The organism is Streptomyces sp. ISL-100 (genome assembly GCF_018614615.1).
Classification (GTDB): Bacteria; Actinomycetota; Actinomycetes; order Streptomycetales; family Streptomycetaceae; genus Streptomyces.
Map to the genome: position 1 here is coordinate 13,256 of NZ_JAGGOK010000103.1, position 14,455 is coordinate 27,710.

15 protein-coding genes and 1 pseudogene are annotated in these 14,455 nt (G+C 71.4%); 10 read left to right on the forward strand and 6 right to left on the reverse strand.

Annotated elements, in window-relative coordinates; translation table 11 throughout:
* Positions 1 to 2: 2 nt before the first annotated feature.
* From murC to J7E89_RS36205, 3 genes are all read right to left on the reverse strand, one after another.
* Complete coding sequence (murC, locus tag J7E89_RS36195; RefSeq protein ID WP_214980168.1) at positions 3 to 1,397, reverse strand: UDP-N-acetylmuramate--L-alanine ligase; 1,395 nt, start codon at positions 1,395 to 1,397, stop codon at positions 3 to 5.
* Between the two features lie 77 nt (positions 1,398 to 1,474).
* The gene (locus J7E89_RS36200; RefSeq protein ID WP_214980171.1) at positions 1,475 to 1,945 is read right to left on the reverse strand and encodes an indole-3-glycerol phosphate synthase; all 471 of its coding nucleotides are present in this window, start codon (positions 1,943 to 1,945) and stop codon (positions 1,475 to 1,477) included.
* A gap of 150 nt (positions 1,946 to 2,095) precedes the next feature.
* A complete protein-coding gene (locus J7E89_RS36205; RefSeq protein WP_214980173.1) occupies positions 2,096 to 2,869 on the reverse strand; it encodes a pyrimidine reductase family protein in 774 nt (257 codons plus the stop codon).
* Positions 2,870 to 3,005: 136 nt separating this feature from the next.
* On the opposite strand from J7E89_RS36205, the gene zapE reads away from it, so the two are divergent.
* The 5 genes from zapE to J7E89_RS36230 all read left to right on the forward strand — a co-directional run bounded on the left by zapE (position 3,006) and on the right by J7E89_RS36230 (position 8,084).
* A complete protein-coding gene (zapE, locus tag J7E89_RS36210; RefSeq protein ID WP_214980175.1) occupies positions 3,006 to 4,112 on the forward strand; it encodes a cell division protein ZapE in 1,107 nt (368 codons plus the stop codon).
* A gap of 45 nt (positions 4,113 to 4,157) precedes the next feature.
* A complete protein-coding gene (locus J7E89_RS36215) occupies positions 4,158 to 4,583 on the forward strand; it encodes an OsmC family protein (protein ID WP_214980177.1) in 426 nt (141 codons plus the stop codon).
* Between the two features lie 126 nt (positions 4,584 to 4,709).
* Positions 4,710 to 6,095, forward strand: a complete 1,386-nt coding sequence (locus J7E89_RS36220; protein ID WP_214980179.1) for an alkaline phosphatase PhoX — start codon at positions 4,710 to 4,712, stop codon at positions 6,093 to 6,095.
* A 114-nt stretch (positions 6,096 to 6,209) separates the two neighbouring features.
* Positions 6,210 to 7,103 carry a PPK2 family polyphosphate kinase gene (locus tag J7E89_RS36225; protein ID WP_214980186.1) on the forward strand — a complete coding sequence of 298 codons (894 nt, stop codon included), beginning with the start codon at positions 6,210 to 6,212 and terminating at the stop codon, positions 7,101 to 7,103.
* Between the two features lie 75 nt (positions 7,104 to 7,178).
* A complete protein-coding gene (locus J7E89_RS36230; protein WP_308315715.1) occupies positions 7,179 to 8,084 on the forward strand; it encodes a polysaccharide deacetylase family protein in 906 nt (301 codons plus the stop codon).
* On the opposite strand, the gene J7E89_RS36235 is transcribed toward J7E89_RS36230, so the two are convergent.
* From J7E89_RS36235 to J7E89_RS36245, 3 genes are read right to left on the reverse strand one after another with little or no spacing between them, the layout of a single operon-like run.
* Entirely contained in the window at positions 8,071 to 8,598 is a 528-nt protein-coding gene (locus J7E89_RS36235) for a GNAT family N-acetyltransferase (protein WP_308315716.1), read from the reverse strand. The two genes, J7E89_RS36230 and J7E89_RS36235, sit on opposite strands and share 14 nt — an antisense overlap.
* 44 nt (positions 8,599 to 8,642) lie before the next feature.
* Positions 8,643 to 8,780, reverse strand: coding sequence for a hypothetical protein (locus J7E89_RS36240; protein WP_214980197.1), 138 nt, complete (start codon positions 8,778 to 8,780; stop codon positions 8,643 to 8,645).
* 58 nt (positions 8,781 to 8,838) lie between these two features.
* Entirely contained in the window at positions 8,839 to 9,516 is a 678-nt protein-coding gene (locus J7E89_RS36245; RefSeq protein ID WP_214980199.1) for an AIM24 family protein, read from the reverse strand.
* A gap of 87 nt (positions 9,517 to 9,603) precedes the next feature.
* On the opposite strand from J7E89_RS36245, the gene J7E89_RS36250 reads away from it, so the two are divergent.
* From J7E89_RS36250 to J7E89_RS36270, 5 genes and pseudogenes are all read left to right on the forward strand, one after another.
* On the forward strand, positions 9,604 to 10,350 hold the full coding sequence (locus tag J7E89_RS36250) for a peptidyl-tRNA hydrolase (protein WP_214980201.1): 747 nt from the start codon (positions 9,604 to 9,606) through the stop codon (positions 10,348 to 10,350).
* A 108-nt stretch (positions 10,351 to 10,458) separates the two neighbouring features.
* The gene (locus tag J7E89_RS36255) at positions 10,459 to 11,244 is read left to right on the forward strand and encodes a DUF4142 domain-containing protein (protein ID WP_214980204.1); all 786 of its coding nucleotides are present in this window, start codon (positions 10,459 to 10,461) and stop codon (positions 11,242 to 11,244) included.
* Positions 11,245 to 11,413: 169 nt separating this feature from the next.
* A pseudogene (locus J7E89_RS36260) lies at positions 11,414 to 12,406 on the forward strand (DUF692 family multinuclear iron-containing protein); the annotation flags it as partial.
* 7 nt (positions 12,407 to 12,413) lie between these two features.
* Positions 12,414 to 13,484 (forward strand): TIGR04222 domain-containing membrane protein, encoded by a 1,071-nt coding sequence (locus J7E89_RS36265; RefSeq protein ID WP_214980206.1) that lies wholly within the window; start codon positions 12,414 to 12,416, stop codon positions 13,482 to 13,484.
* A 157-nt stretch (positions 13,485 to 13,641) separates the two neighbouring features.
* On the forward strand, positions 13,642 to 14,412 hold the full coding sequence (locus J7E89_RS36270; protein WP_214980208.1) for a DUF4142 domain-containing protein: 771 nt from the start codon (positions 13,642 to 13,644) through the stop codon (positions 14,410 to 14,412).
* Positions 14,413 to 14,455: the final 43 nt, after the last annotated feature.

Sequence of the window (14,455 nt, forward strand, 5' to 3'; positions counted from 1 at the left end):
CCTCAGTTCGACAGGCGGGCCAGGATCTGCGGGCCGAGGTCCGTCACGTCGCCCGCGCCCATCGTGAGAACAAGATCGCCCTGCTTCGCCATTCCCGCGATGACGTCCGGGACCGTCGCCTTGTCCGCCACCGCCGTCACGTCGGCGCCGGCCCGGCGGGCCGCGTCGATGATCAGCGAGCTGGTGACGCCGGGGATCGGGTCCTCGCGGGCCGGGTAGATGTCGAGGACCACCGAGGCGTCCGCGAGGGCCAGGGCCTGGCCCATCTCGGTGGCCAGCTCCTGGGTGCGGGAGAAGAGGTGGGGCTGGAAGACGACCAGGAGGCGAGCGTCGGCCGCAGCGCCTCGCATCGCTTCCAGGTCGGCGGTCATCTCGGTGGGGTGGTGGGCGTACGAGTCGATGACCTGGACGCCGTTCACCTCGCCCTTGAGCTGGAGGCGGCGCTTGACGCCGGTGTACTTGCCGAGGGCCGAGGCGAGGTTGTGCGCCGGGATGCCGAGCGCCACGCCCGCCGCCAGGGCGGCTACCGCGTTGTGGGCGTAGTGGCTGCCGGGGACGGAGACCGTGAAGGTGAGGTAGCGGCCGTCGAGGACGACCGTGACCTCGCTGGTGAGGCCGCGCGGGGTGACCTTGTGGACGCGTACGTCCGCCGACGGGGAGTCGCCGTACGTGACGATCTTCAGGGTCGACAGGTCGCGGAGGCGGGACGTCAGTTCTACGGCGCCGGGCTGGTCCGCGGAGATGACGAGCGTGCCGCCGGGGACGACCTTGCCGACGAAGGTCTCGAAGGAGTCGTAGATCTCGTCCATCGAGGCGTAGTTCGCGTGGTGATCCAGCTCGACGTTGAGGACGATCGCGACCTCGGGGTCGTACTTCTGGAAGCTGCGGTCGCTCTCGTCCGCCTCGGCGACGAAGATGTCGCCGGCGCCGTGGCGGGCGTTCGTGCCGGGGCCCTCCAGGTCGCCACCGATGGCGTACGACGGGTCCAGGCCCAGCTCCGTCAGGGCGACGGCCAGCATCGATGTCGTCGTCGTCTTGCCGTGCGTGCCCGCGACGGCGATGGCCCGCAGGCCGCCCATCAGCGAGGCCAGCGCGTCGGAGCGGTGCACGACGGGGATGGCGAGCTCGGCGGCGCGGACCAGCTCCGGGTTGTCGGCGCGGATCGCGCTGGAGACGACGACGCAGGTCGAGTCGTCCGCCAGGTGCTCGGCGGCGTGGCCGATGTGGACCGTGGCGCCCAGCGCGCGCAGGGACTCGGCGGTGGCGGACTCGCGCGAGTCGCTGCCGGCGACCCGTGCGCCGCGCTGGGCGAGGATCTTCGCGATCCCCGACATTCCGGCGCCGCCGATGCCGATGAAGTGCGGTCGGTCCATGGCGGTGGGAAGGCCGGGTGCCATACGTGTGTCTCCCAAGGTGCGACGTGTGTGCGGTGCCCCAGTGTGAGCGGGTGCCCCAGTGTGAGCGGTGCCCCAGCCTATTCGTTGTGGGAGAAGAGCTTGAGCACCGGTACGCCGACCTTGTGACGGGCGCGCGAGGCCCAGTCCCGGTGGAAGAACTCCTCGACGTAGTGCGGCGCGGTCAGAACGATCACCTCGTCGGCGCCCGTCTCGGCGACGACCGCCTTGAGCAGGTCCAGCGGGTGCTCCTCAACGACCTGGCCCACGGCCTCGTTGCCCCGTGCTCGCAACGCCTCCAGGGTCGCCTCCAGGCCGCGCTGCGCGAGGGGCTTCGCCTTCTCGCCCCGGGGCGTCTCGGGCTCCCGGACGGCTTCGTCGACCCGGCCCAGCGCTACGTCGTCGATGGCGCGCAGGAGGACGTCCGCCTGGTCGCCGCGGGGCTGCATCAGGACGATGAAGGAGACCCCTTCGTCGCCGTGAAGGGTGCTGACGAACTCCACGTCGACGGACGACAGGGGCTTCTCGATCATCAATACGCTCGTGAACACGACGGGCGCCCTTCTCTTCTTCTTGGGCCGGCGCTTCCTGGTGGCGCCGCCGGCCCCCTGCGGAAACCATCCTTCCCCGTACCCGCACGGGGTCTGCCTGAGTAAGTGTGCCCAGCGAAAGCTAAGCGGAACGGCAAATTCCGCCGAGAGTCAGATCCGACGGTACTGGGTGAAAAGGAACCCGGCCTCCTCCAGTACGGACGCCAGTGCGAACCGTTCCGGTACCGCCACGCCCGGCCCGTCGGCGATCCGCTGGGCGCGGCCCGCCGTGAGCACGGGCGACACCGTGAGGCACAGCTCGTCCAGCACCCCGGCCGCGATGAACTGCGCCAGCAGCCGCGGCCCGCCCTCCGTCAGCAACCGGGTGAGCCCGCGCTCCGCCAGCGCCCGCACCGCGCGCGGCGGCTCCACCACGGCGCCGTCCCCGACGATCAGCACCTCGGCCCCGGCGTCCCGGGCGGCGCGGATCCCGTCGAGTGGAGCCGTGGCGCCGGTCAGTACGAGGGTCGGGACGAGGGGAGACGTAAAGAGCGGTAGGGAGAAGTCCAGGTTCAGGCCGGCGCTGACGACCGCGATGGCAGGCGCGGGGCCCTGCCCCGCCGCCGCTCTGCGCTCCGCGAATGCCTCGCGGGCGCGGGCCGGACGGTAACCCTCCAGGCGTACCGTTTCCGCACCGACGATCACCACGTCGGCGAGCCCTCGCAGCGTGCCGAAGATCCGCATGTCGGTGTCGGAGGAGATCGGCTGGGACCGGCCTTCGTGCTGGGCGGCCCCGTCGAGCGAGGAGACCATGTTGGCCCGCAGCCAGGCTCCCGACGGCCCGCGCTCCTTCGGATACGCGTAGGCGTCGGCCAGCTCGTCGAGCCCCCACTCGCCCTCGGCGGCGGAGAGTGTTTCATCGGTCACAGGGAACAGGCGTCGCATGCCGAGCAGTCTGGCACGGAGCCCAAGGGGGCGTCCGGCCGCTCTCCGCGGCGTCGCGGGGCTTGGCACGCCCATCTGCCAAACCCCGCTCCTTCTCCCACGGAGAGCGGCCGGACACCCCCTAGACTTGAGCCCCGTGTCGTCCTCCACCGCCGCTCATGGGTCCGCCCCCATAGCCGAAGCGGCCCCCCTGTCCCTGTGCGCACGCGAGCCGCACGTCCCCGCCGACCGCCTGGTCGCCGAGATGGTGCCGCCGCCGCGCTTCGACTCGGTGCGCTTCGATACGTACGTACCGGACCCGAACCAGCCCAGCCAGACCCAGGCGGTCCAGGTCCTGAGCAGCTTCGCGGCCGGTCTCGGCGGCGCCACGGCGATCGGCGGGGGCAAGCGGCGCTGGTTCGACTTCGGAAAGAAGCCCGCCGCGCCCGCCGCGCCCGCCGCGCCGCGCGGCGTCTACCTCGACGGCGGGTACGGCGTCGGCAAGACGCACCTCCTCGCCTCCCTCTGGCACGCCACCCCGGCGGCTCCCGAGCTCAAGGCCTTCGGCACCTTCGTGGAGCTGACCAACCTCGTCGGCGCCCTCGGCTTCCAGCAGACCGTGCGGACGCTGAGCGAGCACCGTCTGCTCTGCATCGACGAGTTCGAGCTCGACGACCCGGGCGACACGGTGCTGGTGTCGTCGCTGCTGCGCAGGCTCGTCGAGGCGGGCGTCGCGCTGGCCGCCACCTCCAACACCCTGCCCGGCAAGCTCGGCGAGGGCCGCTTCGCCGCTGTCGACTTCCTGCGCGAGATACAGGGCCTGTCGGCGCACTTCCGGCCGCTGCGCATCGACGGCGAGGACTACCGCCACCGCGGGCTGCCCGAGGCCCCTCCCCCGTACTCCGACGAGCAGGTCACCAAGGCGGCGTACGCGACCGAGGGCGCCAGCCTGGACGACTTCCCCGGCCTGCTCGACCACCTCGCCAAGGTCCACCCGAGCCGCTACGGAGCGCTCACGGGCGACATACGGGCCGTCTGCCTCACCGACGTGACTCCCGTGCCCGACCAGTCGACGGCGCTGCGGCTCGTCGTACTCGCCGACCGGCTGTACGACCGCGAGGTGCCGGTGCTGGCCTCCGGGCTGCCGTTCGACCGGCTGTTCAGTGAAGAGATGCTGAACGGCGGTTACCGGAAGAAGTACTTCCGGGCGATCTCCCGGCTGACCGCGCTGGCGCGGGACGCGAAGGGCCTGGTCGCCCAGTAAGTTTGGCCTGGATCTGGATCACCATCCGCGAGAAGGGCTTTCGATATGGCTGCAACGCGTCAGGCACACAGCGTCTGGGAAGGCGACCTGTTCAAGGGCACCGGCACCGTCACCCTCGATTCGTCCGGCATCGGCGAGCACCCCGTCTCCTGGCCGGCCCGGACCGAGGAGCCGAACGGCATGACCAGCCCCGAGGAGCTGATCGCCGCCGCCCAGTCCAGCTGCTACAACATGGCGTTCTCGAACGTGCTCGCGAAGGCCGGCACCCCGCCGACCCGCCTCAACACCAAGGCCGAGGTCACCTTCGTACCGGGCGAGGGCATCACCCGCGTCCACCTCACCGTGCAGGGCGAGGTGCCGGGCATGGACGAGGCCGCCTTCGTCAAGGCGGCCGAGGAAGGCAAGGCGAACTGCCCGGTCAGCCAGGCACTCGCGGGTACGACGATCACGCTGAGCGCGTCACTCGTCTGATTCGGGGCAGACGCGTCCGTAGGCGACGCGGTTGAGGCGTTGTGGCCCGCATGGTTCACGTGAGATCGCTTGCGTGCTACACACGTGCGGGTCACACGTTCCTGTCCGCCAGCAGGGAGTTACCTCATGACTGAAACAGGCCCCTCGTACGCATCGCGGCGCGAAGTCCTGGCCCGCGCGGGCGCCGTCGGCGTCGGTATCGCGTTCGCCGGATCGCTGTCGGAGATCTTCGCCGGCACCGCCGCCGCCCAGGGACTGGGCCGAAGCGGTTACGGACCGCTCGTGCCCGACCCGGCCGGCCTCCTGGACCTGCCGGAAGGTTTCCGCTACAAGGTCCTCTCCCGCGAGGGCAGGCCGCTGAGCTCGCGCGAGGGCAAGGTCCCCGGCAACCACGACGGCATGGCCGCCTTCAGAGGCCACCACGGCCGCGTCCACCTCGTCCGTAACCACGAGAACCGCCACAACGCCGAGCTCGGCGTCCCGACGGTCAAGGGCCTGACGTACGACCCGGCCGCCAAGGGCGGCTGTACGGCCATCACCGTGGACGGCCGCAACAACGTCCTCGGCGAGCGCGTCGCCATAGCCGGTACGGCCGTCAACTGCGCCGGCGGCCCCACCCCCTGGAACACCTGGCTCACCTGCGAGGAGAACGAGGACAAGGCCGGCACCAACGGCTACACCAAGGACCACGGCTTCATCTTCGAGGTCGACCCGGTCGACGGGCGCCGCACCGGCGCCGTCCCCCTCACCGCGATGGGCCGCTTCCAGCACGAGGCGATCGCCGTCGACCCCAGGAGCGGCATCGTCTACGAGACGGAGGACGCGTTCCAGCGGCCGTTCGGCCTCTTCTACCGCTTCCTGCCCGACAGGCCGCTGGGCGGCACCGGCTCGCTGCGCGCGGGCGGCGCCCTGGAGGCGATGCGCGTTCCGGGCGTACCCGACCTGTCGGCGGTCCAGGAGACCGGCGCCAGCTTCCGCGGCGTCGAGTGGGTGCCCGTACCGGACCCGCTGGCGAAGGAAACGCCGATCCGACTACAGGACTTCGGCAGCAAGGGCATCACGCATGCCCAGAAGCTGGAGGGCTGCTACTGGGGCGAGAGGGAGGTCTACTTCGTCTCCAGCTTCGCGCGCAGCGGCGAGGGCTCGGCGGCCGACCACTTCGGGCAGGTGTGGAAGTACGAGCCGGACAGGCGGCGCCTCACCCTGGTCGTGGTCTTCGGCCCGAGCACGGACATCCAGCTGCCCGGCGAGTCCCCGGACAACATCTGCCTGGCGCCCAGCGGCGGCCTGATGGTGTGCGAGGACGGCAACGGCGCGCAGCACGTGTACGGGCTGACCAGGCGCGGCGAGCTGTACGAGATGGCACGCAACCGGCAGAACATCGGCACGCCCGAGGAACCGGAGTGGGGCGAGTTCGCGGGCGTCACCTTCTCGCCCGACTTCGGGACGATGTACGTCAACTGCTACAGGCCGGGTACGACATTCGCCGTAACGGGCCCGTTCCACACCTGAGTTGAGCGAAAGCTGAGCACGAGGGGCGGGCCGTCCGGGCCCGCCCCGGTCGCGGTTTCCGGTGAGCCGTCGCAGGATCGAGGGAACTGACGGGACCGGCGAGGGGGGTGCGCAGTGGCCAGGAAGAAGCCCGCGAAGGAGCAGCCGAAGCCCGAGAGCCTCCGTGAGCTGCTGCGCGTCCCCGAGGGCGAGCGGGTTCTCCTTTCCTCGTACGACGCCGAGGGCGTCCCGGGCTTCCCCGAGGGCCCGCCGCCGCTGAAGGCCGCCGGGCTGGCGGCGACCGCCCTTATGGGGGAACGTCTCGCCGGTCTCCAGGAGCGCCTGTACGCGGCGAGTACGGCGGGCGACCGGCGGCGCCTGCTGCTCGTACTCCAGGGGATGGACACCAGCGGCAAGGGCGGCACCGTCAAGCATGTGATCGGCCTCTTCAATCCGTCCGGCTGCCGGATCAAGGCCTTCAAGGCGCCGACGGCCGAAGAACGGAAGCATTCCTTCCTCTGGCGGATCAAGAAGGCGCTGCCGCAGCCGGGCGAGATCGGCATCTTCGACCGGTCGCAGTACGAGGACGTGCTGATCGCGCGGGTGCGGGAGCTGGTGCCGCGCGACGAGATCGGCCGCCGCTACGGCCGGATCAACCGCTTCGAGAAGTCCCTCGCCGACGACGGCGTCACCGTCGTCAAGGTCTTCCTGCACATCAGCTACGAGGAGCAGCGCCGCCGCCTCCTCAGCCGGCTCGACAACCCGGACAAGCACTGGAAGTTCAACCCGGGCGACATCGACGAGCGCGCGCTGTGGCCCGCCTACCAGGAGGCGTACGAGCTGGCGCTGGAGCGCTGCTCGACGCGGGCCGCCCCGTGGTTCGTGGTCCCGGCCGACCGCAAGTGGTACCGGAACTGGGCCGTCAGCAAACTGCTGCTCGAACACCTGGAAGCGCTGGATCCGCAGTACCCGCGGGCGGACTTCGACGTGGAGGAGTGCCGCAGGCGGCTCCTGGGCGGCGACTCCTGACCCTTCGGCATCCGTTCGGCAGCGGTGCCCGCGTAGCAGACGGAAGTTGCGCGAATGATCGGATACTTTCCGTCAGTGATCACTTTTGTACGAAGATTTGCGACGGCGGCGGTTCTTGGCGCGGCTCTCGCGGGATGCGGTACTGGGGGCGACGCCGAGACCCACGGCTCGCTCGCCACCCCGCCACCCGCCTCCGCCGCTCCCTCCGCTTCCGCTTCCGCCTCCGGGCGTCCGGCTCCCGCCCCGTCGCAGCCCCGGACAGCGCGGCCCGAGCAGTCCGCGCCACCGACCCTCGCGGCGGGCCCCGGCGGCCTCACCCCCGTCTTCGAACGCGCCCCCGACACCCGTACCAAGGCCGTCGCGCTGACCTTCGACGCCGACATGACGGCGGACCAGGGCGCGCGGGCGGCACGCGGCGAGCACTTCGACAACCCCGCCCTGATCGCGTCCCTGCGCAGCCTGAAGGTCCCGGCGACGGTCTTCATGACGGGCCGCTGGGCCGAGGAGTACCCGGACCAGGCCCGCTCGATCGGGCGGGACCCGCTCTTCGAGATCGCCAACCACTCGTACAGCCACCACGCCTTCAAGTCCCCCTGCTACGGCCTGCCGACGGTCTCCGGCGAGCAGATGCGCACCGACGTGGAGCGCGCCTTCACCGCCTTCCGCAAGGCGGGGGCGCGGAACGTCGTCCCGTACTTCCGCTTTCCCGGCGGCTGTTACGACGACGAGGCCCTGCGCGCCCTGGCCCCGGCGAAGGTGACGGCGGTCCAGTGGGACGTGGTCAGCGGCGATGCCTTCGCGAACGACGGAAACGCCGTGGCCGAGCAGGTGCTGGCCGAAGTGCGGCCGGGCTCCCTGGTCGTCATGCACTGCACGCGCAGCGCGGCGCCCGTGACCGAGCAGGCGATCCGGCGGATCGTGCCGGAGCTGCGCGAGCGCGGCTACCGCTTCGTGAAGGTGTCGGACCTCATGAAGCGCTGAGGAAGCGGGTGGCCGGTACTTCGTACAGCGCCTCCATCCCGTCCCCCTCGTCCCACAGTTCGCCGGCCTCCGTGAAGCCGAAGCCGGCGATGGTGGCCAGGGACGCCACGTTGTCGGGCCGGATCGACGCCCGCACCGTGCTCACGCCCGGCGCGGCGGCGGCCCGGCGCAGGAGCTCGGTGAGGGTGGCCCTGGCGTATCCCCGGCGGCGGAAGGCCGGGTCGACGGCGTAACCGACCTCGACCATGCCCCGGTCGTCGGGCGGCCCGTGGAACCCGCCGTGCCCGACGACGGCGCCGCCGGGACCGCACACCGCGAGCCGGCCGCACCAGCTCGCCCGCGCGGGGTCGCCGGCCATCTGCCCGAGGCGGTAGCGCCACAGCCACAGCGCGCTGTCGGTCAGGAAGAAGTCGGTCAGGGGGACCCCGGCCCGGGCACCGGCGCGGGCCAGGTCCCGGTCCAGCAGGGCGGTCATGACCGCGCCGTCCAGCTCCACGAAGTTCAGTTCTGTCACGCTGCGGATGATCGTCCGGCGCGCGGGAGGCTGTCCACCGGGTTTCAGCCGGAGCAAGCCATGCGCTGCGCCTCCTGCCACTCGCAGACGGGGCAGTACACGATGCCCTTGACCGACTCCGGGTGCTCGGTCGGCTTGCGGCACAGCACACACTCGGCGTACAGCGGGCTCTTCTCATCCATGCGTACGACCCTACTCAGGCCCGGCCGGGCCTGAGTAGGGTCGCCTCGGGCATCCGGGTCAGCTGCTCGCCGGCTTCTCGGGCTTGAGCTCGCTCGGCCGGACGATGACGAAGCCGTCGCCCTGGAGCATCAGCTGGACCGCCTCGCCCGAGCCGCCGCGGATCATGGAGCCGACCGACTGGGAGCGGTGCAGCGAGGTGTTGAGCTGAGCGCTCCAGCCCACCACCGCGTCGGTGTCGACGTACACCGGCTGCTGCTGCGTCACGGGGATCACGATCGGGTTGCCCTCGCAGATCACGGCGAGCTTGCCGTAGCCCGTGAAGAGGCTGTTGAAGAGGCCGCCGCCGGTCATGCCGGCGCCCTTCACCGTCTTGATCTCGTACGAGAGGGTCGCGTCGAAGCACAGCACGTTGCGGCCGTTGACGGTGAGCGCGTCGCCCTGGTCTATGTCGACGATGAAGCAGTTCTGCGCCTCGTGGGCGAACCACGCCTCGCCCTGGCCGCGCACGGCCATCAGCGCCAGGCCCTCGCCGGTCACGGCGCGCTTGAGCATGCCGCCGATGCCCTGGCCCTTGCGTTCGAACTGGAGGTTGCCGCGGAAGGCGATCATCGAGCCCTGCCGCGCGTGCATCTCGCCATTGACGGCGTACTTCACCGACTTGGCGTTCTGGAGGGTCATCCCCGGGACAGTGGCCTGCTGCGCCATGTTCTCTGTGGCAAAAAGATCGCTCTTCATGCGGATCATCCTTACCCGGAGGCATACGCTCCGCCAAGATGCCAGGGGCTGAGATACCGGAGAACCTCGGCTGGCAGACTGGGCCGGGTGAGCACCGACGACATTCCAGGCACCCCCGACGGCCCCCCGGACAGTCCCCCCGACAGTCCCTTCCGGCACGAGCGGACGGCGCGCGACGAGGCCCCGCAGTTCGTGCTGCCCCTCGTCGTCCACATCGAGAAGGACGACCCGCCGGCCCGTACGGACGCCCTGGAGACCGCGGCCCGCGCGGTGCTGGTGATGCTCAGCGACGAGCGGTCGCTGGGCGACGGCGAGTGGGCCGAGACGATGCGGCTCTGGCAGGACGCGCGGATCCGCAAGGTGGTGCGGCGGGCGCGCGGCGCGGAGTGGCGCAAGGCATCGGCGCTGCCGGGGATCACCGTCACCGGTGATGCGGCCGAGGTGCGGGTCTTCCCGCCCGTACCCCTGGACGGCTGGCCCAAGGAGCTGGCGAAGCTCCAGGTCTCGGGTACGGACCTGGACGATCCGCGGCCGCCGGCCCCGGCCGTTCCCGAGGGCGCGGTGCTCTGGCTGAGTCCGGACCTCGACATGTCGGCGGGCAAGGCGATGGCGCAGGCGGGTCACGGGGCCCAACTGGCCTGGTGGGAGCTGTCGGAGGTGCAGCGGAAGGCGTGGCAGGCCGCCGGCTTCCCGCTTTTGGTACGTACGCCCGAGGCCGGTCGGTGGCGCGAACTCACCGCGAGCGGCCTGCCGATAGTGCGGGACGCGGGCTTCACCGAGATCGCGCCGGGCTCGTGCACCGTGGTCGCGGACCACCCGGCGCTGCGCTCCTGAACGTGATTTCTCCCGTGCGCCGTTGAACGCGTCGGCCGCACCGCACGTACCTATGAATACTTGCAAGTAGGTTCGACGGTGTAACGCATCGGCCCGGGAGACACTTTGTTGCGACGCATCAACGGAACAGCGCTCATCATCGCGGCACTTGTCGCCACCATCGGCGCGCTCGCCTTCCCCGTGTGGTCCTACGCGGACCGCTCGGGCACCGGCCAGGCCAACCTCAACGCGTCCACGGTCGCGACCCAGTGGGGCCCGTTGTCCGCCACCGACCGGGATCTGCTGGTGAAGGTGCGGCTGGCGGGCCTGTGGGAGCTGCCCGCCGGACAGCAGGCGATCGAACGCGCCCCCAGCGAGGCGATCAAGGAGGCCGGTGACCACCTGGTCGTCGGCCACGCGGACCTCGACAAGCGGGCCCGTACGGTGGCCGCACAGCTCAACGTACCGCTGCCGAATCAGCCCAACGAGCAGCAGCAGGGCTGGCTCAGGGAACTGTCGGCGGCGACCGGTCCCGAGTACGACCGCAAGTTCGCCAATCTGCTGCGCAACGCGCACGGCAAGGTCTTCGCCCTGATAGCCCAGGTGCGGCACACCACCCGCAACGCACTGATCCGGCAGTTGGCGAGCGACGCGAACCAGACCGTGCTCGACCACATCACCATGCTGGAGGCCACCGGGCTGGTCGACTTCGACGCCATCGCGAACGAGGCGGCGGGCGTGGCCACGGCGAGCCCCAGCGGGCCCCCTGCGCCCGACAACTCGGTCACGGTCCCGTCGCCGCCGCCCGCCGTACCTACCGGCGACCAGACCTTCACCTCGCGGCCGTCCGCGCAGCCGGAGGGCGAGATCGGCAGCCCGGCGGTCAACACGAATCGCCCGGAACCGTCGCCGTAACCTCAAATCAACCTCTGAACGTCCCCTCCTCTGGATTCGGCGCCGCCCGCCGGGGCCATTACCCCTGCACGAAGCAGAGGAGGGGGACTCATGGAGCGTCTTGGACGTCTCGGTACGGGGATCGGCTGGCGGCCGGAGACGGCCGACGCGGTGGAGGGGCTGCCCGGGATCCGAGCTGGTGGACCGTACCGGCGTCCGCCTCCTGATAGACGTGGCCAACCTCCACACCAACCACGTGAACCGGGGCGAGGACCCTTCGGCAGCCCTCGACGAGCTCCCGGTGGAGGCGATCGCGTACGTCCATGTGGCGGGCGGCGTCGAGAAGAACGGCGTGTGGCACGACACGCACGCCCACCCCGTGACCCGGCCCATACTCGACATCCTGACGGACCTCCGCTCCCGCACGGACCCCCCGGGCGTCCTGCTGGAACGCGACGACAACTTCCCCTCCACGGAAGCCCTGGCGGCCGAGCTCACCAAGATCCGCAAAGCCCTGACACCCCCGCCACCGCCTCGTCCCATCCCCACACCCGTCACACCCCCCGCCACTCCCCTGCACGGCGAAGCCCGCGCCGGGGCAAGGGCGAAACTCCCCGCCCACGGCGAAGCCCTCGCCACCGCGAGGCCGGATGCCCCCGCCGCTTCCCTGCGCGGCGAAGCTCGCGAGGGCGGGGGGCTGGGCCTCCGGGAAGGGGCGGGGTGGGGGGACAACTCGCCCGCCGAAGCCCCGGCGCGGCGCGAGCCGGGGCTCGCTGCCGGCCGCACTCGTGTCGCGCTCGCGCAGGCCTCGTTGCTTTCCGCGCTCGTCGCCGGGACCCCCATCCCCGCCGGCTTCGACTCCGCGCGTCTGCGCGTCCAGAGCCGTGCGCTCGCCGGGAAGCGGGCCGACGTCGTGGCCAAGGTCGCCCCGGAGCTCCGGGAGATCCTCGGGCCCTCCTACCGCGCCGCTTTCCTCGCGTACGCCAAGTCCCGCCCCATGGCCACGGGTTACCGCCGCGACGCGCTCGACTTCGCCGAGCATGTGCTGGCCACCGGCCGGCCCGAGGACGAGGCCGTCCGTAAGCAGCTGACCCACTGGTGGCAGGACCGCGCGGCCCCGCGTCCTCCCAGCCGTTCGACCCGATTCGTCCGTGCGGCGCGTGCCGCACTCGTCCGGAAGTGACGCGCCGATGACCATAACCGTCCTCGCACTGCTGATCACGCTCGCCGTGGTCGTGGCATCCATCGTCCTGACCCGGGGCGTCTCCGCCCTCCGCCGCGGCTCCGGCAGCGGCTCCTCCCAGGCCCACGACCTCATGGAGATCGCGTTCCTGAACGGCGGCCCCTCCAGGGCCGTGGACACCGCGCTCGCGACGATGTACTCCGACGGCCGCCTCGCGATCGGCGGACCCGGCGTCGTCTCGGCGCAGAGCACCGTCGCCCACGACCCGGTGGAGCGCAGCGTGTACGCCGAACTCGCCACCGCCCCCAACGGCGCGCTGCACACCCTGCGGCACGCCGTGATGCGCGGCGCGGCGGTTCAGGAGATCGGTGACCACCTCGCGTTCCGCGGCCTGATGGTGCCGCCGCAGGCCGGCCGCAAGTTGCGCACCGGCAGCACCGTCCTCCTGTTGGTCTGCGTCCTCGGGCTGCCCGCTTCCATCGCGGCGTCGGTGGCGGTGACCTTCGCGGGGCACTCCGCCGTCCCGTTCATCAGCATGGTGCTGCCCGCCATGATCCTCGGGATCGTGTGCGGCGCGGTCAACGCGAGCAGGGCGGCAGCCCGGGTCACCCCGGCGGGCCGGGCGGCAGCCGCGGCGTACGCCTTCTCGAACGCACACCATCCCGGCCCGGGCCATCTCGTCGCGGTGCACGGCCTGCGGGCGCTGCCCGACCCCGTACTCCAGGACCAGCTGCGCACGGCGGCGCGGCTGACACCGGGCCGCAATCTCACGACCTCCCGTACACCTTCGCCGGACAGCGGCAACAGCACCTCCACCTACGCGGCCGCCGCGATGGTCTGGTGCGCCGGCTCCGCCTCCGGCCATTCGAGCTGCGGCAGCAGCTCGGGCGACGCGGGCTCCGGGTCGGGCGGTTCGAGCTGCTCCGGCGGCTCCGGCGGCTCCGGCGGCTCCGGCGGGTCCGGCGGGTCGAGCTGCGGCGGCAGCAGCGGCGGTGGTGGTGGTGGTGGTGGTTCCAGTTGCAGTTCGAGCTCCGGCTCCAGTTGCAGCTCGGGCTCCAGCTGCGGCAGCAGCTCCTGACCGGTGCGCCCCCCGCACACCCCCGCACACCCCCGCCGAACGCCCCAACGTACCGAATCAAAACCGCAGTTGAGGTCCGAGCGACCTACTTCTCCCAACACCCGACAGGATCACGGAGAAGCGCACTAACGTGCGGTGCCGCACCAGGAGGGGCACCATGCGTTCCGTCACCGCCGGCACCGGCCTGGTCGTCGTCGCCCTGACGGCGACCCTCGCCGCGCTCATCCATCCGATCTGGTCGTACGCCGACCGCTCCGGCACTGGCCCGGACCAGCTGAACGCCGGTTCGGTCGCCACCCGGTGGGGCCCGCTCTCGGCCGCCGACCGCGATCTCGTCGTACGTGTAAGACTGGCCGGCCTCTGGGAGCTCCCCGCAGGCCGGCAGGCCCTGGAGCGGGCGCCCAGCCGCGCCGTCGAGGAGGCCGGCGCTCATCTCGTGGAGGGCCACACCTTCCTCGACGCGCGCGTACGCGAGGTCGCGGCCAAGCTGAACATGGAGCTGCCCAACCAGCCCACCGCCCAGCAGCGCGGCCGGCTCGACGAACTCACCGAGGCGAGCGGAACAGCGTACGAGACCAAATTCGCGAACATCCTGCGCGCCGCCCACGGCAAGGTCTTCGCCCGCATCGCCGAGGTGCGCCACACCACCCGCAACGCCCTCGTCCGAGGTCTCGCCGACGACGCCAATACGACGGTGCTCGACCACATCCGGATCCTGGAGGCGACCGGCCGCGTCGACTTCGACGCCCTCGCCGCCGACGCCGCGAGCACCGCGACCGCCAGCCCCACCGGGCCGCCGCCACCCGCGCCCCCGGACCGTACGACCCCGCCCCCGGCCTCCCCCGTGCTCCCGCCGGCGACCTTCCCGCTCCCGCCGCCGACCACCCGTCCCAAGGACGGGGGCACGGCCACTCATCGGGGTCATTGACCCCGACACGCCCACCGGTGCTTTACTTCGCCAACTCCCCCAC